Annotated in this window: 18 protein-coding genes; 11 read left to right on the top strand and 7 right to left on the bottom strand. The window is 66.6% G+C overall.

Annotated elements, in window-relative coordinates; translation table 11 throughout:
* Positions 1–48 precede the first annotated feature (48 nt).
* Positions 49–1,686 (top strand): ABC transporter substrate-binding protein, encoded by a 1,638-nt coding sequence (locus L0U83_RS00910; protein WP_233879052.1) that lies wholly within the window; start codon positions 49–51, stop codon positions 1,684–1,686.
* A 240-nt stretch (positions 1,687–1,926) separates the two neighbouring features.
* The gene (locus tag L0U83_RS00905; RefSeq protein ID WP_233879051.1) at positions 1,927–2,232 is read left to right on the top strand and encodes a hypothetical protein; all 306 of its coding nucleotides are present in this window, start codon (positions 1,927–1,929) and stop codon (positions 2,230–2,232) included.
* Positions 2,233–2,320: 88 nt separating this feature from the next.
* Here the strand turns inward: L0U83_RS00905 and L0U83_RS00900 are convergent, their stop codons facing one another.
* From L0U83_RS00900 to L0U83_RS00890, 3 genes are all read right to left on the bottom strand, one after another.
* Entirely contained in the window at positions 2,321–3,331 is a 1,011-nt protein-coding gene (locus L0U83_RS00900) for a sulfate ABC transporter substrate-binding protein (protein ID WP_233879050.1), read from the bottom strand.
* A gap of 145 nt (positions 3,332–3,476) precedes the next feature.
* On the bottom strand, positions 3,477–4,256 hold the full coding sequence (fabI, locus tag L0U83_RS00895) for an enoyl-ACP reductase FabI (RefSeq protein ID WP_233879049.1): 780 nt from the start codon (positions 4,254–4,256) through the stop codon (positions 3,477–3,479).
* Positions 4,257–4,407: 151 nt separating this feature from the next.
* Complete coding sequence (locus L0U83_RS00890; protein ID WP_308445011.1) at positions 4,408–7,152, bottom strand: DUF3141 domain-containing protein; 2,745 nt, start codon at positions 7,150–7,152, stop codon at positions 4,408–4,410.
* Between the two features lie 493 nt (positions 7,153–7,645).
* On the opposite strand from L0U83_RS00890, the gene L0U83_RS00885 reads away from it, so the two are divergent.
* Positions 7,646–8,587 carry a bifunctional enoyl-CoA hydratase/phosphate acetyltransferase gene (locus L0U83_RS00885; protein ID WP_233879048.1) on the top strand — a complete coding sequence of 314 codons (942 nt, stop codon included), beginning with the start codon at positions 7,646–7,648 and terminating at the stop codon, positions 8,585–8,587.
* Complete coding sequence (locus L0U83_RS00880; RefSeq protein WP_233879047.1) at positions 8,584–9,840, top strand: acetate/propionate family kinase; 1,257 nt, start codon at positions 8,584–8,586, stop codon at positions 9,838–9,840. The genes L0U83_RS00885 and L0U83_RS00880 overlap by 4 nt, the downstream gene beginning before the upstream one ends.
* Positions 9,841–9,905: 65 nt before the next feature.
* On the opposite strand, the gene L0U83_RS00875 is transcribed toward L0U83_RS00880, so the two are convergent.
* Positions 9,906–10,517 carry an RBBP9/YdeN family alpha/beta hydrolase gene (locus L0U83_RS00875; RefSeq protein ID WP_233879046.1) on the bottom strand — a complete coding sequence of 204 codons (612 nt, stop codon included), beginning with the start codon at positions 10,515–10,517 and terminating at the stop codon, positions 9,906–9,908.
* 245 nt (positions 10,518–10,762) lie between these two features.
* On the opposite strand from L0U83_RS00875, the gene L0U83_RS00870 reads away from it, so the two are divergent.
* From L0U83_RS00870 to L0U83_RS00845, 6 genes are all read left to right on the top strand, one after another.
* Complete coding sequence (locus tag L0U83_RS00870; protein WP_233879045.1) at positions 10,763–11,710, top strand: NAD(P)-dependent oxidoreductase; 948 nt, start codon at positions 10,763–10,765, stop codon at positions 11,708–11,710.
* 69 nt (positions 11,711–11,779) lie between these two features.
* On the top strand, positions 11,780–12,703 hold the full coding sequence (locus L0U83_RS00865; protein ID WP_233883600.1) for a hydroxymethylglutaryl-CoA lyase: 924 nt from the start codon (positions 11,780–11,782) through the stop codon (positions 12,701–12,703).
* A gap of 40 nt (positions 12,704–12,743) precedes the next feature.
* Positions 12,744–13,250 (top strand): YbaK/EbsC family protein, encoded by a 507-nt coding sequence (locus tag L0U83_RS00860; protein WP_233879044.1) that lies wholly within the window; start codon positions 12,744–12,746, stop codon positions 13,248–13,250.
* 2 nt (positions 13,251–13,252) lie between these two features.
* Positions 13,253–13,492 carry a DUF1289 domain-containing protein gene (locus L0U83_RS00855; RefSeq protein ID WP_233879043.1) on the top strand — a complete coding sequence of 80 codons (240 nt, stop codon included), beginning with the start codon at positions 13,253–13,255 and terminating at the stop codon, positions 13,490–13,492.
* Entirely contained in the window at positions 13,489–13,938 is a 450-nt protein-coding gene (locus L0U83_RS00850) for a MaoC family dehydratase (RefSeq protein WP_201694526.1), read from the top strand. The genes L0U83_RS00855 and L0U83_RS00850 overlap by 4 nt, the downstream gene beginning before the upstream one ends.
* Positions 13,935–14,867: an MBL fold metallo-hydrolase gene (locus tag L0U83_RS00845; protein WP_233879042.1), complete on the top strand. Its 933-nt coding sequence runs from the start codon at positions 13,935–13,937 to the stop codon at positions 14,865–14,867. The genes L0U83_RS00850 and L0U83_RS00845 overlap by 4 nt, the downstream gene beginning before the upstream one ends.
* 208 nt (positions 14,868–15,075) lie before the next feature.
* Here the strand turns inward: L0U83_RS00845 and L0U83_RS00840 are convergent, their stop codons facing one another.
* Positions 15,076–16,377, bottom strand: a complete 1,302-nt coding sequence (locus L0U83_RS00840) for a DUF445 domain-containing protein (RefSeq protein ID WP_233879041.1) — start codon at positions 16,375–16,377, stop codon at positions 15,076–15,078.
* 101 nt (positions 16,378–16,478) lie between these two features.
* Positions 16,479–17,387, bottom strand: coding sequence for a DMT family transporter (locus L0U83_RS00835; RefSeq protein WP_233879040.1), 909 nt, complete (start codon positions 17,385–17,387; stop codon positions 16,479–16,481).
* A gap of 159 nt (positions 17,388–17,546) precedes the next feature.
* Between L0U83_RS00835 and L0U83_RS00830 the strand changes: the two genes are divergently transcribed.
* Positions 17,547–18,020, top strand: coding sequence for an Lrp/AsnC family transcriptional regulator (locus tag L0U83_RS00830; protein ID WP_233879039.1), 474 nt, complete (start codon positions 17,547–17,549; stop codon positions 18,018–18,020).
* 33 nt (positions 18,021–18,053) lie between these two features.
* Here the strand turns inward: L0U83_RS00830 and L0U83_RS00825 are convergent, their stop codons facing one another.
* Positions 18,054–18,947, bottom strand: coding sequence for an alpha/beta fold hydrolase (locus tag L0U83_RS00825; protein WP_233879038.1), 894 nt, complete (start codon positions 18,945–18,947; stop codon positions 18,054–18,056).
* Between the last annotated feature and the right edge of the window lie 45 nt (positions 18,948–18,992).

The raw sequence follows: 18,992 nt of genomic DNA, 5'->3' as shown, positions 1-18,992 counted from the left end.
GCCAACAAAACGGGGCGCCCCCCGCCACCGAAGAACCACGGAGATCCCATGCGCTTCACCTCGCCCACCGCGCGCGCGCTTGTATCTGGCGTACCTGGACTTGTGCTCGCGACCGCGCTTGGCGCCGCTTGCGCGTTCGCGGCCACGCCCGCGCTCGCCAAACCGCTGACGGTCTGCACCGAGTCGAGCCCCGATGGCTTCGACGTCGTGCAGTTCAATTCGCTCGTCACGACCAACGCATCCGCCGACGTCATCTTCAATTCGCTCGTGGCCTACGACGAAGCGCAAAAGAAGGTCGTGCCCTCGCTCGCGGACAAGTGGGATGTGAGCGCCGACGGCCTGACCTACACGTTCCATCTGCGGCCCAACGTGGCGTTCCAGACGACCGAATGGTTCAAGCCCGCGCGCACGCTCAACGCCGACGACGTGGTCTTCACGTTCGATCGCATGCTCGACGCGAACAATCCGTGGCACAAGGTGGCAGGCGCGAGCGGCTTCCCGCACGCGCAGTCGATGGGCCTCGTGAAGCTCGTGAAGTCGGTCACGAAAGTCGATGCGAACACGGTGAAGTTCGAGCTCAACGAGCCGAATGCCACGTTCCTCTCGATCCTCACGATGGGCTTCGCGTCGATCTATTCGTCCGAGTACGCCGACCAGTTGCTCAAGGCCGGCAAGCAGGTCGACCTCAACGCGAAGCCGGTGGGCACGGGCCCGTTCGCGCTCAAGAGCTACACGAAGGACGCGCTGATCCGCTACGACGTGAACCCGGCCTACTGGGGGCCGAAGCCGAAGGTGGACCGCCTGATCTACGCGATCACGCCCGACGCCGCCGTGCGCGCGCAGAAGGTGAAGGCCGGCGAATGCCAGATCGCGCTCTCGCCCAAGCCCCAGGACGTGGCCGCGGCGAAGGACGACAAGTCGCTCAAGGTGGTGGAGACGCCCGCGTACATGACGGCGTTCGTCGCGCTCAACACGCAGAAGAAACCGCTAGACAACCAGAAAGTGCGCCAGGCGCTGAACATGGCGTTCGACCGCACGACGTACCTGAAGGCGATTTTCGACAACACGGCGACGCCTGCTGCGAACCCCTGGCCGCCCATCACCTGGGGCTACGACAAGTCGATCCAGCCGTATCCGTATGACCCAGCGAAGGCGAAGCAACTGCTCGCCGACGCCGGTTACGCCAACGGCTTCTCGACTACGATCTGGGTGCGCCCGAACGGCAGCGTGCTGAATCCGAACCCGCGCGCGGGCGCCGAGTTGCTGCAGGCCGATTTCGCGAAGGTCGGCGTGAAGGCCGAGATCAAGGTGATCGAGTGGGGCGAGCTGATCAAGGAAGCGAAGCAGGGCCAGCACGACACGCTCTTCATGGGCTGGGCCGGCGACAACGGCGACCCCGACAACTATCTCTCGCCGCTCTTTAGCTGCAATGCGGTGCAGTCGGGCATCAACTTCGCGCGCTTTTGCGATCCGCAGCTCGACAAGCTGATCGCCGACGGCAAGGCCACCGCGGATCAAGCCAAGCGCGTGAAGCTCTACGAAGCCGCTCAGCAGATCATCCACGACCAGGCGCTGTGGATTCCGCTTGGCTACCCGACCGCCGCCGCGATCACGCGTACGAACGTGAGCGGCTATCAGGTGAGCCCGTTCGGACGCCAGAACTTCGCGAGCGTCTCGGTGCAGTAACCGCAAGTGCTTGCCGGGCGTTTCGCGCCCGGCACGTTTACAGACCTGCCCTGACGATCACGAATTGAAACACCGCCGCACGTGCGAAACAGGCGAGAGCCCCGCCACAGGCGGCCGAGTGCCCTTTCCTCCCATTACCGCCGGTAAAATTCGCGCGCAGTTTGTTGCAATTTGGTAACTCAAGCGGGCGAGCGCCTGGATACATTGAAGCCATCGAATCTTCAACCGAAGGGGCTCAAAATGAAAACCAAACTCTTTGCCGCGCTGGGTGCTGGAGCGCTCGTCCTGGCCGCCTCGCAAACCGCGATGGCCGGTGTGGTAGTCGGCTTGAACGTCGGCGTGCCCGCTCCGGTTTATGTTGCGCCCGCGCCGGTGTATGTCGCGCCGCAGCCCGTTTATGTCGCGCCGCGTCCGGTCTACGTCGCGCCGCCCGTGCGGGTGGCCTACGCGCCGGCTGTCGTGGTCGGCTGGCACGGCGACCGCTACTGGGACGGCCATCGCTGGTACGGCCGCCGCGAATGGTACGGTCATCGCGGCTGGTACTAAGCCGGTTTAGCGCCGCAAACGGCGCCGCAAACGAAAACGCCTCGCAGAAGATTTGCGAGGCGTTTTTCTATGCGCTGCTGCACGCGTGTTACTTGCGGCCCGCGACGATCTGATCGAACGTGCCGCCATCGGCGAAATGCGTGGCCTGCGCGTTCTGCCAGCTGCCGAATACCTGCTCGACCGTGAAAGTCTTGATCGGCTTGAACTCGTTTGCGTGCTTCGCGAGTACGGCGGCATCGCGCGGACGCAGATGGTGCTGCGCGATGATCTCCTGCGCGGCGGGCGAATACAGATAGTCGAGATACGCCTGCGCGGTCTTGCGCGTGCCGCGCTTGTCCACGACCTTGTCGACGATCGTCACCGGCGGCTCCGCCAGCAAGCTCACCGACGGATAGACTGCTTCGAAGTCCTTCGCACCCACGCCCGTATCGATGAGCGCCACTTCGTTTTCGAAGGTCACGATCACGTCACCGATGTCGCGTTGCGTGAACGTCGTCGTCGCTCCGCGGCCGCCCGCGTCGAGCACCGGTACGTTCTTCAGCAGCGCGCGTTCGAAGTCGAGCGCCTGCGCGTCGCTTGCGCCTTGCTGCTTGCGGTAGCCCCACGCGGCCAGATACGCATAGCGGCCATTGCCCGAGGTCTTCGGGTTCGCGATCACGACCTGCACGCCAGGCTTCGCGAGATCGTCCCAGTCCTTGATGTGTTTGGGATTGCCCTTGCGCACGAGGAACACCATCGTCGTCGTATAGGGCGCGCTCGCGTCAGGCAGACGCGTGCGCCAGTTGGCGGGCACGAGATGGCCCTGCTGCGCGAGCAGGTCGATGTCGTTGGGCTGGTTCATCGTCACGACGTCGGCCTGCAGGCCTTGCAGCACCGAAAGCGCCTGCGCGCTCGAAGCGCCGTGCGACTGCTTGATCGACAGGGTCTCGCCGGTCTTCTTCTGGTAGTCGGCGATAAAGCTCGCGTTGATGTCCTTGTACAGTTCGCGCGTCACGTCATACGAGACGTTCAGCAGCGACGTTTCGGCATGCGCCGCCACTGCACTCAATGCGATGATGCCCGCGCCGAGCCAGCGCGCCGTGCGTCCCAAACCTGCCATGGTGATCCCCGTCTGTCGTTGAAAGGCGTTTCGGCCTGCCTGCATGATTTTCGTAAGCAGGCCGAACGCTCGATTCTAGCGAGCCGGGGCGCACGGCTTATATCGATGCGAGCTTTGCTATTCGGCTTTCGTGCTAAGCGCGCTTTTACGCCATGATGTGCGCGCCGCCGTCGATGTACACGGTGTTGCCGCTCATGCGGCGCGCGTAGCGCGTGGCCAGATACGCGGTTGCGTAACCCACGTCCATGATGTCGACGAGTTCGCCAAGGGGTGCGCGGTCCACGGCCTCCGCGAGCATCCGGTCGAAGTCGGGCAGGCCCGAGGCCGCGCGCGTCTTGAGCGGTCCCGGCGAGATGGCATGCACGCGAATGCCAAGCGGCCCGAGCTCAAACGCAAGATAGCGGCACGACGCTTCGAGCGCCGCCTTCACCGGGCCCATGAGGTTGTAATTGGGCACGACGCGGTTCGCGCCGTCATAGCTCATTGCGAATAGCGTGCCGCCGTGCGGCATGAGCGGCGCGGCGCGTTTCGCCATGCGGATGAACGAGTGGCACGACACGTCCATCGCATAGGCGAAGCCCTGCGCCGACGAATCGAGCAGGCCGCCCTGCAGATCTTCCTTCGGCGCATAGGCGATGGAGTGCAGCACGATGTCGAGCGCGCCCCACGTGTCGCGCACGGCATCGAACACGGCATCCAGTTGCCCGTCTTCCTCGACGTTCAACGGCAACAGCAATTGCGCGCCCAGTTCGTTGGCGAGCGGCTCGACGTAGTGGCGGGCCTTGTCGTTGAGATAGGTGATGGCGAGTTGCGCGCCGAGATCGGCGAACGCGCGCGCGCAGCCGTACGCGATTGAATCTGCGTTCGCGATGCCGGTGACGAGCGCGCGCATGCCGGCAAGCGGCCGTTCGGGAGGGGTATGCATGGCTGACCTCGCAGTGGATGACGGCCGGTGATGGCCGCGGATGCAGTTGCCGATCGGGCGGCCGATGTGTCGACATCAAAACGACGCGCCGCATCGGCAGGGATGCGGCGCGTCGACGGTGGCTCGCGAATGGACTTCCTTGTTCGCCCCTTTACTCGCCCGCACTCCGCGTCGCGCGCCGGCGCGTGGCCGTCGTGCCCGCGGCCCGCGTAGCGGTGGGCGTAGACGCCGCGCGCGAGCGGCGCGCCGCCGTCTTGGCGGCAGCCGGCGTCTTGTTCGCTTCGGCCGGTTCCGCGGCCTTCACCTTCACGCCGGCGCGCGCCGCACGCATGTGTTTCGTAGGTGCGGCGCTTTCGCTCGCTGCGGCCGCCTTCGCGCGGGACGCCTTCGCGGGAGCCGCCGGGGCTTCGGGTTGCGCAGCCTGTACGTCGGCGGATGCCTTGACGCCCTGCTCCGTGCCGCCGCCAGCCGCGCCGCCGCCAGCGCCCGAAACACCGCCGCCATCAGACGACGACCCGCCGTCATCGAGCGGCGGCAAGCCCGACTTCTCGCTGCCCGGCTCGACGCCCAGCGCACGCTGAATGTGGCGATAGCGCTCGCGCTGCTCGCCTTCGAGCGGCCCGGACACGGTCGCGATGCGATACACGGCCGCGAGCAGCGCACGGCGCAACTTCATGTCGGGCACGATCTCGGGCAAAGCCTCGATCGCCGCTTGCGGGTCGAGCTGCACGATCGCGCCCTGGCGGCGCGCCGCTTCCTTGAGTTCGGCGATACTCGGCTGGCGATCGCCGAGATACTCGCGCGCGAGTTCACGCATGCGCTGGAACGGCCGGTACTGCACGGTATGCATTTCGTCGACGATGTACGCGGCAATGCGCATGAACGCGTCGACGAGCGTGCCCTTCGTGAGATGCGCGCGCGCTGCGCGCAGGCGGTACTGCGCAAGCTCCTTGCGCAGCGCCATGAGCGGCGGCGCGATGGGCTCGAGCGGCTCGTTCGGCGCCACGCCGACCCAGGCCTGCACCCACGGCGCGGTGTAGACGTTGTAGAACGTGCTTTCGATCCAGGTGTCGCGCGCATCGCGGTACGCGTCCCACGAAGCCTCGATGGTGGCCGAAGCCTGCTTTTCCAGCAGCGTGAACGGATTGTCGGGTGCGACCGGCCGGCGGTGCCCGCGCACCGCTTCCGCCACGGCGGGCAGCACGCCCAGCGCCGGGTTCGCGTCGCTCATCACGCTGCGCTCCACGCGCGACGGGTGCGACTCGCGCAGCGCGTGCGCCGTGAACGCATTGCTCGACGCACGCACGAACGGCGAGACGAACAGGTCGTAGAGACGCTGGTTGTGCTCCGCAAAACGGCGCACCACCTCGAAGGGCTGCTCGTCGTCGCGGCCGTCGTCGAGCGCGAGAATGTCGTCGATGGTGCGGCGCTCGAAGCGGATCTCGTAGCGCCCTTCGAGCGCTTCGAGACGCCCGGCTTCCGGCGTCGAGTCGGTGATCTTCGCTTCGTAAAGGCCCGGCGGCAGCACATCGATCAGGTCGAGCGCCGAGAATAGTTCGGTGTGCTCCTTATTCGCCACGCTCGCCGAAACGAAGATGCCGAGGTGCCCCACCTTGTCGTGCAGGCAGTACACGATCACCTGCTCGTTGGCGACGATCTCGTCGACGCTCGCGTACAGGTCTGGAATCCAGTTGAGCGCCTGCTGCGGCGGCGTGATGTTGTCGCCCCAGGAGGCGAGCACGATGATCGGGGTGCGGATGTTGCGCAGGTCCACCGGCGAGCGCGCGTTTTTCGCGAACACCTCGTTGCGCGTGAGGTGATTGCCCACGAAGAGGTTCTGCACGATCCAGTCGATCTCGGCGCGGTTCAACTGGAAATGGCCGCCCCACCAACGCTCGAATTCGAGGAAGCGCTCGCGCTCGGAATCGACTCGTGAATAGAGGTTGTAGAGCTTGCCCCAGTACGTGTTGGCCGGATTCAGGTACTCGAAGTTCTGCACGAGGTACGCGCCGTCGAAGCGGCCGTCGCCCAGGTCCGCGGCGAGCGAGGACATCCACGAGCCGCCCAGCATGCCGCCCGAATAGCGCATCGGGTTCTTGCCGCGCACGCCGGCCCAGTACGACAGCGGCGAGCCCGCGAGCATGAGCGGGCCGACCAGCGCGGGCGCGGAAGCCGCGAGCAGCGCTGCGGCCCAGCCGCCCTGGCAGTTGCCGATGATGAACGGCAGGCCGTCCGCGTCGGGATGCAGTTCGCGCACGCGTTGCACGAACACCGCTTCAGCCTGCGCGACGGACTGGATCGTCTGCGTTTCGCACGGCACCGGGAAGAAGGTCACGAAGTAGCACGGGTGACCCTTGCGCAGCGCGATGCCGACTTCGCTGTCCATCTTGAACCCGGCAATACCCGGGCCGTGGCCCGCACGCGGATCGATCACGACGAACGGGCGCATGCGCGGGTCAGTCGGCGCGCCCTCTTCGGGTTTGATGCGCAGGAGTGCGTAATTGCAGGGATCGTCGAGTTCGCGGCCATCGACGATCACTTCGTAGTCGAACGCGAGCACCGGCGGCATGCCGGCCTGCTCGTGCACATAGGTCTCGTTACCGCGCTCGCGCAGGACGTCGAGGAACAGCACGCTGCGCTGCCAGGCGTCGTAGAGGTAGTCGTAGAGCGGCTGCGCGGCGGGAGGCGTGGCGTGCGCCGATTCGATCGCCCGGCTCACAACCGAAGACACAGCCGAAGCCGCCACGGTCAGCGGCGTGCGGGGCGATGACTCCTCGTCGGACGCGCCCGCGAGGGGCCAGAAAGGCGCAAAGGGCCAGAAAGACGCGCCCGATGCGAGCGTGGGCAAAAAGGAAAACGGCGACGAAAGCTGCGGCGAGGAGGTGGGAACTGCCACGAGACGAATCTCCTTTAAGGGAGCGCCTGCTCGCCTCGCGGCAAACAAACGCCAGGCCGGCGCGGGCCGTGGACACGCGCCTTCACGACGAATGGCGCGCAAGGCCTGACCGCTGCCCGCAATGCCGCCCTCGCGTGGGCGGCATTGCGGGCAACGGGGCCGGCAAAAGATATTCGCGGCTGCGTGCGCGTTTCTTGCGCCGCGCGGCCGCGACATGAAAAGAGCCACATCATGCTGCACTGCGGCATCTAAAAAATTAGGCGGCGGCATGCCGAAAGTCAAGGCGCACCGCGGCCACAAGTGCCTGCCCCATGATCACCTCGCGCTGTGAACGAGGCGTGACAGGCGCTCCGGCCAACCCTTCGTATGGCGTGTCACGATGTCGCGGCAAGCTGGCGCGCACCTGGCCGACTGCCTCGTTCGCGCTGGTCTAAACTGTTACGGCTTTGCGCGCCGCAGCATGGTTCAAATGCAGCTCCTAGTGGAGGCCGCCATGACGTCATCGCCCGACAAGTATTCGATTCTGCTCGCCCGTTGCGGCGGCCTCGCGCCCGTGCCCACCGCCGTGGCGCATCCCTGTGACGTGTCCTCGCTCACGGGCGCGCTCGACGCCGCCAACCTCGGCTTGATCGTGCCGATCCTGGTTGGCCCCGAAGCGAAGATCCACGCGGTGGCCGAGGAAGCCGACCTGCGCCTCGACGGCATCACCATCATCGACGCGCCGCACAGCCACGCCTCCGCGGAGCTCGCGGTGCGCGCCGTGCGCGAAGGCGAGGCCGAACTGCTCATGAAGGGCAGCCTGCACAGCGACGAACTGCTTCACGAAGTCGCGCTCGGCGCGAACGGTCTGCGCACCGAGCGCCGCCTCTCGCACGTGTTCGCGATGGACGTGCCGTCGTACCACAAGCCGCTCTTCATCACGGACGCGGCCGTCAACATCTTCCCGAAGCTCGCCGACAAGGCCGACATCGTGCGCAACGCGATCGAGCTCGTGCAGGCGCTGGGCATCGGCTTGCCCAAGGTCGCCATTCTCAGCGCTGTGGAAACCGTGTCGGAAAAAATACCTTCCACCATCGACGCCGCCGCGCTCTGCAAGATGGCCGACCGCGGCCAGATCACGGGCGCCCTGCTCGACGGCCCGCTCGCCTTCGACAACGCGATCAACGCAGAAGCCGCGCGCATCAAGGGCATCACCTCGCCCGTGGCCGGCGACCCCGACATCCTGCTCGTGCCCGACCTCGAAGCGGGCAACATGCTGGCCAAGCAACTCACCTTCCTCGCCGGCGCGGGGGCGGCCGGCATCGTCCTCGGCGCGCGCGTGCCGATCGTCCTCACGAGCCGCGCCGACAGCGTGCGATCGCGCATCGGCAGTTGCGCGATCGCTGTGCTGCTCGCGCACGCACGGCGCGCGCGCAAAACAACGGAGATCCTGTGAGCAGCGTCCAAGCCCAGCCGGCCGATCAAGGCCATGTCGTGCTCGTCGTAAACGCTGGTTCGTCGAGCATCAAGTGTTCGGTGTATCGCGTGATCGAAGACGAACGCGTGGAAGGCGGTGCGCGCGCGCTGCATGGCGCGGGCGGACAGATCGAGGGCATCGGCGTCGCGCCGCGCGTGGTCGCGCATATGGCCGACGGCCGCCTGATCGTCGACGAGAAGTTTCCCGTCGCCCAGGTCGCCGATCACGACGCCGCGTTTCGCCTCTTGCGCCTCGTGCTCGCCGTGGGCCTGCGCGACACGCCGCCCGCCGCGATCGGTCACCGCGTGGTGCACGGCGGCGCGCGCTACGCCGACGCCGTGCTCATCAACGACGAAGTGATAGAGGAGCTGGACGCGCTTACGCCGCTCGCGCCGCTGCATCAGCCGCACAATCTCGCCGCGATTCGCGCGGTGCGTCAGGCCGCGCCCGAACTGCCACAGGTCGCGTGCTTCGACACCGCGTTCCACGCGGGCAACGACATCCTCGCGCAGCTCTTCGCGCTGCCCTACAGCTATTACGGCGAGGGCGTGCGGCGCTATGGCTTTCACGGCCTCTCGTACGAATACATCGCCAAGCACCTGCATCAGGTCGCGCCGGACATCGCGCGCGGCCGCGTCGTCGTCGCGCACCTGGGCAACGGCGCGAGCCTGTGCGCGATGAAGGACGGCAAAAGCGTGGAGACGACCATGGGCCTCACCGCGCTCGACGGCCTGCCCATGGGCACGCGCTGCGGCGCGCTCGACGCGGGCGCCGTGCTCTGGATGATGGCGAGAGGCATGGATTACCACGCCATCGAGAAGGCGCTGTATCAGGAGTCCGGCCTGAAGGGCCTGTCGGGACTGAGCAGCGATATGCGCGAGCTGCTCGCAAGCGGCAGCGACCGGGCGAAACTCGCGATCGACTTCTATACGTATCGCATCGCGCAGGAGGTGGGCAAGCTCGCGGTGGTGCTGGGCGGACTCGACGGCCTCGTGTTCACGGCAGGCATCGGCGAGCATGCCGCGCCCATTCGCGCGCAGGTGTGCGAGCGGCTCGCGCCGGTCTTCGGCACCGTGCTCGACGCGCAAGTCAACGAGGTGGGCAGCAGTCAGGGCAATGAACGGGTGAGCGCGCGCGAAAGCCGCGTGCCGGTATTCGCGATGCGCACCGACGAAGAAGGCATGATCGCGCTCCATACGGCGCGGTTGTTGCGGGCGGCGCTCAAGCGCTGAGCGGGCTTCAGTCGTTCCACGCACGGGCGCAAGGAACGCTGAGCCGCGCGGCGCAGACGTTCTCCTCAGGCGTACGCCGGGCCGCTCTGGTCGAACGCCTCGTCGCGCAGCCGCCCCGGTGCTGCGCCATGCACCAGCGTATCGACGAAATACTTGGCGCGCGGCCACGGACCGAAGCCTGCCGCCGTGTTGATGTGTCCTGCATCGCCGAGATTCACGAACGTGCTGCCCAACTGCTGCGCGAGCGTGCGGGCGCCTTCGAGCGGCATCCACGGATCGGTTTCGCTGCCGATGAGGATCGACGGCACGGGAAGCTGCCGCGCCTCGAACGCGCCGGCAAAACGGAACTTCTCGGGACTCGCGGGCGCGACGAACAACACGCCCGCAATGTCGGTTCCGTTTTCACCCAGCACGCCCGTATGCAGCGCATGCGCCGCCACGAGGCAGCCGAAGCTGTGCGCGGCCAGCAGGAACGGCCCACGCTCGCCCTTCAGCCGCCGCGCGAGCGCCGCGCCCCAGACCGCGAGGTCGGGCGCATCCCAGTCGTCCTGCTCCGCGCGCAGCGAGCGCGCGAACTGGCGTTCGAGCCAGCTCTGCCAGTGAGCGCCGTCGCTGCCGTGCAGGCCCGGCACGGTGACGAGGCGCGGCGGCCAACGCATTTGCGCGCATGAAAGCATGATTTTTTCCTCGCTGGATCACGGCGTGAATCGATTGTGGCTTGCAAGCCGCGCGCGCCGAACCAATTTTTTTTGCTTAGCTTTTCGGCGCCCCCGGTGCGGCCCGGCGCGAGACGCGCCAGTGGCCTGCGCGCCGCGATTTGCCCGGCGGCCGCGGGCCTGAAAAAGTAGAATGGTGCCGGTGCACGTGGCGCGATCCAGCCGCCGCCAGCCACACCCGCATACCAGGGACAGGTTCACCCATCATGAAGATCATTTTCTGGTTCCCGCAGACCGACGCCTCCACGTGGCTGCACGGCCTCGCGCGCGCCCTGCCCGACGCCGAGCTGCGCGAGTGGCAGCCCGGCGACACCGCCCCCGCCGATTACGCCGTCGTCTGGCATCCGCCACGCGAGCTTTTCGGCGTGCCGGGCCTTCGCGCCATCTTCAATCTGGGCGCGGGCGTCGACGCGATCCTCGCCCACGAACGCGAGAGGCCGGGCACGCTGCCCGGCACCGCCATGCTCGTGCGGCTCGAAGACTCGGGCATGGGCCGGCAAATGAGCGAGTACGTGCAGCACACCGTGCTGCGCTACCTGCGCCGCTTCGACGAATACGCGCTCGCGCAAGCGCGCCGTGAATGGCACGTGCTGGCGCCGCATCCGCACGAGACCTTCACGGTGGGCGTGCTCGGCCTTGGCGTGCTCGGCGCTCAGGTCGCACACGCAGTCGCCTCGCTCGGCGTGCCGGTGCGCGGCTTTTCGCGCAGCATGAAGACGATCGAGGGTATCGAAACGTTTTCGGGCGAGCTGCATGGCGAGCAGTTCGACGCCTTCCTCGACGGCGTCAAGGTGCTCGTGAACCTGCTGCCCGCCACGCCCGACACCGAAAGCGTGCTCAACGCGCGCACCTTCGGCAAGCTCTCGCGCGGCGCGTATCTCGTGAACGTGGCGCGCGGCACGCATCTGGACGAACAGGACCTGCTCGACGCGCTCGCCAACGGCGCGCTCGCGGCGGCCACGCTCGACGTGTTCCGCGAAGAGCCGCTGCCGCCCGATCACCTCTTCTGGCGCGAGCCGCGCATCACGATCACGCCGCACAGTTCGGCGCTCACATTGCGCGAGGAAGCGATTTCGCAGGTCGCCGACAAGATCGGAGCGCTCGCTCGCGGTGAAACCGTGAGCGGCGTGGTGCATGTCGGACGCGGTTACTGAACCTCGGAACATCGCATCGGAACATCGCGAAGCATTTCAAATATTCGTTGGAGACAGGCAATGGCATCAATGGCACTACCCGCCGCAGTGAAGATCGTCGAAGTTGGGCCGCGCGACGGCCTGCAAAACGAGAAAGAATTCGTTGCCACCGCAACGAAGATCGAGCTCATCAACCGGCTATCGGCAGCAGGCTTTCCGAACATCGAAGCCGCTTCGTTCGTCTCGCCCAAGTGGGTCCCGCAGATGGCCGACGGCGCCGACGTCATGGCGGGCATCGAGCGCCGCGCGGGCGCGATCTACTCGGTCCTCACGCCTAATTTGCGCGGCTTCGAAGGCGCGCTCGCCGCGCGTGCGGACGAAATCGTGATCTTCGGCGCCGCGAGCGAGGCGTTCTCGCAGAAGAACATCAACTGCTCGATCGCGGAAAGCATCGAGCGCTTCGCGCCCGTGGCACAAGCCGCGAAGGAGCACGGCGTGCGGATTCGCGGCAGTGTGTCGTGCGCGCTCGCTTGTCCGTATCAGGGCGAAGTGCCGGTCGCTTCGGTCGTCGATGTGGTGGAGCGCTTCGCCGCGCTCGGCTGCGACGAGATCGACATCGCCGACACCATCGGCGTGGGCACGGCCAGGCGCGTGCATGAAGTGTTCGAAGCGGTGACGAAGGTGTTTGCGCGCGAGCGGCTCTCGGGCCACTTCCATGACACCTACGGCCAGGCGCTCGCCAACATCTACGCGGCGCTCGAGGAAGGCATCGCCATTTTCCATGCCTCGGTGGCGGGTCTTGGCGGCTGCCCGTATGCGAAGGGCGCCACGGGCAACGTCGCGACCGAAGACGTGCTGTACCTCATGAACGGCCTTGGCATTCACACCGGCGTCGACCTGAACCAGGTTGTGGCGGCGGGCGACTTCATCTCGAACGCCATCGGCCGGGCGAACGTTTCACGCGCGGGCAAGGCGTTGCTCGCGAAAGCGCGCAGCGAAGCCGCTTGCGCATGAACCGCAAACCATCGCATCGCAGTACGAAGGAAATTCACCCATGACGCAAACTCTCGACAACCTCGACGCCCTGCCCGACTCCGCGCGCCGTGTCGCCCTGATGCTGCGCGAGCGCGGCCACGCCAAGCCGGTCGTGATGCTGCCGGAAACCGGCAAGACTTCCGCCGAAGCCGCCGCGGGCCTTGGCTGCGAAGTCGCGCAGATCGCCAAGTCGATCCTGTTCCGCCGCCGCGAAGACGATGCGCCCGTGCTCGTGATCGCGAGCGGCGCTAATCGCGTGGACGAAAAGAAAGTGGCTGCACACGTGGGCGACATCGGCCGCGCCGACGCGAAGTTCGTGCGCGAGAAAACCGGCTACGCCATTGGCGGCGTGTGCCCGATCGGCCACGCCACGACGCCCGTCACGCTGATCGACGCCGATCTGTTCGAACTCGAAAGCCTGTGGGCTGCCGCAGGCCACCCGCATGCGGTGTTCAACCTCTCGCCTCAGGAACTGGAAGCGCTGACCGGCGCGCCCGTGGTGGACGTCGCGCTGCGCGACGCCTGAGCATGACCGCGATTCACGACAGCGTCACGCCGCCGCCCTCGCCTTGCATCAACATCTGCCGCATGGATAAGCGCAGCGGCTTGTGCGAAGGGTGCCTGCGCACCATCGACGAAATTGCCAGTTGGTCCACGCTCGACGACGCAGAAAAGCGCGCCGTCTGGGACTCGATCGACACGCGGCACGCCGAATGGATCGCGAAGCGCTTCGCATCACAGGAGCGAACGCAAGGAGAAAAACAATGAACGCGCCCGCTCGCGTCGTCACGCCCGGCGAGACGTTCCGCTCGACGCTTCAGCTCACGCCCGAGTCGGTGAAATCATTCGGACTGCTCGTGAATGACCTGAACCCGTTGCACCATGACGAAGCCTATGCCGCGCAAAGCCGCTTTGGCGGCCTGATCGCTTCGGGCACGCAACCCACCGCGCATTTCATGGCGCTGCTCGCCACGCACTACTCGCAGTACGCGCAGCCGCTCGGGCTCGAATTCGACATGAAGCTCAAGCGCGCCGCCCACGCGCACGACACGATCACGTTCGAATGGCGCGTCGAGCAAGCGTGGTGGAAACCGAGCCTGAATGGCGATCTCGTGAAGCTCGCGGGCGAGGCCGTGAACCAGAAAGGTGAACTGCTCGTCGTGGGCCGTGCGACGATCCTCGTCATGCCGAAACCCGAGCACGCACAGGCATGAGTGCAGCGAGCGCACTCCCTGAATCGATCCGCGTATTCGAGCGCGGCTGGCTCTCGTCGAACAACGTGCTGCTCGTCGACGAGGCGCGCGCCGCACTCGTCGATACCGGCTACGCCACGCACGCCGAGCAAACCCTGGCGCTCGTGCGCAACGCGCTGGGCCCGCGAGTGCTCGACCTGATCGTCAACACGCACCTGCATTCGGACCATTGCGGCGGCAACGCGCGGCTGCAGGCGCACTGGCCCTGCGCGACGCTGATCCCTGACGCGAGCGCGGCGATCGTGCGCGACTGGGACGAGGCGCGTTTGAGCTTTCTCGCCACCGGGCAGACCTGCGAGCGATTCGCGTTCACAGGCACGCTCGCGGCGGGCGAACGGCTCACGCTAGGCGGCTTCGAATGGGAGGTGATCGGGGCGCCGGGGCACGACCCTGACTCGGTGATGCTCTATGCTGCCGAGCCGCGCCTGCTCATCAGCGCTGATGCGCTTTGGGAGCACGGCTTCGGCGTGATTTTTCCCGAGCTCGACGGCGAAAGCGGCTTCGCCGAGCAGCAAGCGGTGCTGGAAGCCATTGCGAAGCTCGACGTGCGCACGGTCATTCCCGGCCACGGCAAGCCGTTCGCTAACGTCGAGGCAGCGCTGGAGCGGGCGTTTTCGCGCCTCGCGTGGCTGCGCGCCGACCCCGCGCGCAACGCGAAGAACGCGCTCAAGGTGCTCATCGTGTTCAAGCTGCTGGAATTGCGCGCGATGACTTTCGGCTCGCTCGTGGCGATGCTCGACAGCGCCGCATCACTGCGCGCCGCTGCGCAGCAGCTCGCCCCGCGTAGCGCGTGGCCGGCGCTGCTGCGCGAACTGGCTGGGGACTTGGCGAAGAGCGGCGCGCTGGTCGTGAACGGCGAACGCCTTGAAGCCCCGGCGGCTGCGCTCTAGCCGGGCTGCATAAAAGAAGCGCGAAAAAAAAACGCTCGTCCGTTTCCGGACGAGCGTTGGAATTAGCTCTGACGTGATCAAACTGTCAAGGGCATATTACTCGCGCCAGGATTCCCGAAGCATCGGTGATTTCCCTACAGATGACCTACGTGCGTGGCCCTGCGTACCGCTGCATCGACTATTGATCTGGAATGCGAATCAAATCGAATCAGTAGCCCATCTTCAGCCGCACGAGCTCGAACAGATGCGAGCACAGATAGAGCCCCAAGCCAATCGCGCCGCCAATCACCGTGCCGTTCACGCGAATTTCCTGCAAATCCTTGCCTATTTTTAGCTCGATGAGCCGTGCCGTCTCGCGCGTGTCCCAGTTCTGCACGGTGTCGCGAATGTGATGCGTGAGGTAGCGCGCGAAGTCCGGCGCCATGGCGCGCGCGGCGTCTTCGAGGTGACCGTTGAGCGAGGCGCGCAGCTCGGCGTCCGCGGCGAGCGTCTCGCCCAGCCACCGGCCCGTTGCGGCCACCTTCGCGTGCAGTTCGGAGTCCTCCCGCGCGAGATCGTCGCGCAGCCACGCGCGCAGGCTGTCCCACAGTGCGCGCGTGTACTCGTTGAGCGCGCTGCCCTCGCGCAGGCTCGCCTTCAATTCCTCACCTTTGCGCAGGAAGACCGGATCGCTCTTTAGCTGCACGATCAGCTTTTCCACCACTTCGTCGAACTTCCGACGCAGATGATGCTCGCGATCCTCGCTCACCTGCAGCAGCAGCCGGTTCACCGCGCTCTCAAGCACCCGCGCGCCGCTCTCGCCAATCCATTCCGAAGGCAGAAACTTCTCGGTCATCGGAAACTCGCCCTTGAGGCCGTCGACGATGCGCCCCGCCACGAATGCGCGCGTGCCCTCGACGCGCAGCAGCGCGCTGAGCTGATCGAGCATCTGGTCGAGCAGTTCCTGATGGCGGCCGTCTTTGGTGAGCGTGTCGAGAATGGCGCCCGCCGACTTCGAGAGATCGACGCGCTCGAGCGCCGCATGCAGACCCTCGCGGATGAAGTTCTGGATGCGCGCGTCGTCGGTGAGGCCGAGCACGCCCGACATCATGCGCACCGCGTAATCGCCCAGGCGCTGCGCGTTGTGCGGCGCGCTCAGCCACGTGGCAAGCCGCTCGACCGGATCGTGGCGGCGGATCAGACCGACGAGCGAGCCCACGTCGAGAAATTTGTCGCGCACGAAGTTGGCGAGTTCGTCGGCAATGCGGTCCTTGTTGCGCGGAATCACGCCCGTGCGCGCCGAAACGAACGGAATCGGCACGCGGCGAAACAGCGCGACTACGGCGAACCAGTCGGCCAGCGCGCCGACCATGGCGGCTTCGCTCACGGCCTTCACGCCATCGATCACGATGCCGGGCGGCGACAGCGCCGTGCCGACGAACACGGCCGCCGCACCCAGCAGCAACCGCAGCGCGCGGCGTTTGGCGCGCGCGAGTTCGGCTTCGTCCTGGCTGGCGTGAGGTTGCGTCATGCGGGGAAAAGGTCGCGGGTTCGAACCGCGACATTATGCGGCCACCCCGCATGACGAAGCGCAGGGGCGCCCAGTGGCGCGAATCGCCCCTCAGGCGCCGGTCACGCCGAACGCGTGCCGCGCCGCTGCGGCACGATCCGCCAGCCGAGGTTCACGCCCGCCGCCGCGACCAGGATGAGCGCGGCGCCCACCACCTGGATCCAGGCGAGGCGCTGGCCGAACGCGAACCAGTCCACGAGGATCGCGACCACGGGGTAGATGAACGAGAGCGCGCCCGTCATCGCCGTGGGCAGCTTCTGGATCGCGCCGTAGAGCAGCACGTACATGATGCCCGTGTGCACGATGCCGAGCGTGACGAGCTGCGCCCAGTGCAGCGGGGTGGCCGGCAGCGTGCCGTAGTGGATGAACGGCGCGAGCGCGAGCGCGCCGAAGGCGAGCTGCACGAGCGCGATGAGGTGGGGCGGCGTGCCCTTCAGGTGCCGCGTGATGATCGACGAGATCGCGTAGAGAAAGGCCGCGCCCGCCGCGTAGGCCACGCCTTGCAGATATTGGCCGGGCACTGCGAGCACGGCGGGCTGCACCTCGACCACGCACACGAGCCCGAGGAAGGCCACTGCGAGCCACGCGAGCGTCGAGGCGCTCACGCGCTCGCGCAGAATGACCACGCCGAGGCCGACCAGCATGAAGGGCTGCGTGTTGTAGACGGCCGTGGCCATGGAGATCGAAGCGCGCGAATACGCGGCGAACAGCAGCACCCAGTTCGCGACAATGGCCGCGCCCCCCAGCACGGCGAGCGCAAGCGTGCGCGGCGGCAGGTGCTTGCGGCGCAGGAGGCCAAGCGCGGCGCACACGAGCGTGAGCGTCGCGCCGCCGAGCACACAGCGCAAAAAGGCGATATTGATCGGCGCCTGCCGCGAGGCGACCACGAGCCAGCCGATCGTGCCGGACATCAGCATCGCGACGATCATCTCGGCCGCGCCGCGGCGAATTTCAGGAGTGGTGGAAGACATGGGCTTGCATCCTCTGTATGGCGGACGAAGGGCGCGTAGCCCTTCGCATCTGCACGCCAGTTTATCGGCTGCAAGGCGGGGAATACATGGCTAAACTTAGGCGAGAGGCAACACTTGCCTTCGATTGAAAGGCCAATCTGGCGGAGTACCCACGCGATCATGAACCGACGTCCCAATCCAATGCCCGCTGCCGCCCCGCTCGACGACATCGACCGCATGCTGCTCGCGGCGCTCGCCGAGGACGCCCGGGCGAGCGTCGCCGAACTGGCCAAACATGTGGGGCTTTCGGCGCCGAGCACGTCCGAGCGGCTGCGCCGGCTCGAAGCGCAAGGCGTGATCGGCGGCTATACGGTGCAGATCGATCCGCGCGCGCTCGGCTACACGCTGCAGGCCATCGTGCGCGTGAAGCCGCTTCCCGGGCAATTGCATCTGGTGGAAGAGGTGCTGCGGCGCATTCCCGAATTCGTGGAGTGCGACAAGGTCACGGGCGATGACTGCTTCATCGCCCGGCTTTATCTGCATTCGATCGAACAACTCGACGAAATTCTCGCGAAAGTCACCGAGCGCGCCGAAACCAGCACGGCCATCGTCAAGTCCACACCGGTGCCGCGCCGCCTGCCGCCGCTGCGCTGACGCTCAGGCGCGGCGGCCAGGCGCCGCCGCCACTCATTGCTCCGTGGTCTCGAAGAACGCCAGCATTTCCTCGACCAGCGCCTCGCTCGCCTCCTCGGGAATGTAATGGCCGCACGGCAGCGCGCGCCCGCTCACGTCGCGCGCCACTTTGCGCCATTCGGCGAGCGGATCGAAGCAGCGCTCGATCACGCCTTCCGCGCCCCACAGCACCCGCAGCGGACACGCCACCTTGTTGCCGCGCTCGAGATCGGCGCGGTCGTGCTCCAGGTCGATGGTCGCGGAGGCGCGGTAGTCCTCGCACATCGCGTGCACCGCGCCCGGCTGGCGCAGCGCCGCGCGGTAGGCGTCGAGCGCCTTCGGCGCGAAGGGTGCGAGACCCGCGTGGCGGCTGCCCATGACGCGCTCGATATAGACGTCGGGGTTCGCTTCGATCAGCGTTTCCGGCAACGGCTCGGGCTGGATCAGGAAGAACCAGTGGAAATAGAGCGTGGCGAATTCGCGGTCGGTTTGCTCGTACATAGCGAGCGTCGGCGCGATGTCGAGCAGCATGAGCCGCTCGACGGCGTCCGGGTGGTCGAGCGCCATGCGGTGCGCGACGCGCGCGCCGCGGTCGTGCGCGCAGACGAGAAAGCGCTCGTGGCCGAAATGGCGCATGACCTCGACCTGGTCGGCCGCCATCGCGCGTTTCGAATAGGCGGCGTGGGTGTCGTCGCTGGCCGGCTTCGAGGAGGCGCCGTAGCCGCGCAGATCCGTCGCGATGACGGTGAAATGCTGTGCGAGCGCGGTGGCGCACCGATGCCAGATCATGTGAGTCTGCGGATGGCCGTGGAGCAACAATAGCGGCGGTCCGTCGCCGCCCTTCACGCCGCAGATGTCTACGCCGCCCGCAGTGCGAACGGTGAAAGGCTGAAATCCGTCGAAGGGCATGGGGCTAGTCTCTTGTGTTTGTTGGTCTGCGGTCATTGTATGAGG

Origin of the sequence: Paraburkholderia flagellata (assembly GCF_021390645.1) — a bacterium.
Lineage (GTDB): Bacteria > Pseudomonadota > Gammaproteobacteria > Burkholderiales > Burkholderiaceae > Paraburkholderia > Paraburkholderia flagellata.
The sequence above is the reverse complement of the archived record's forward strand: the minus strand, read 5'-3'. Positions and strand labels throughout refer to the sequence as shown.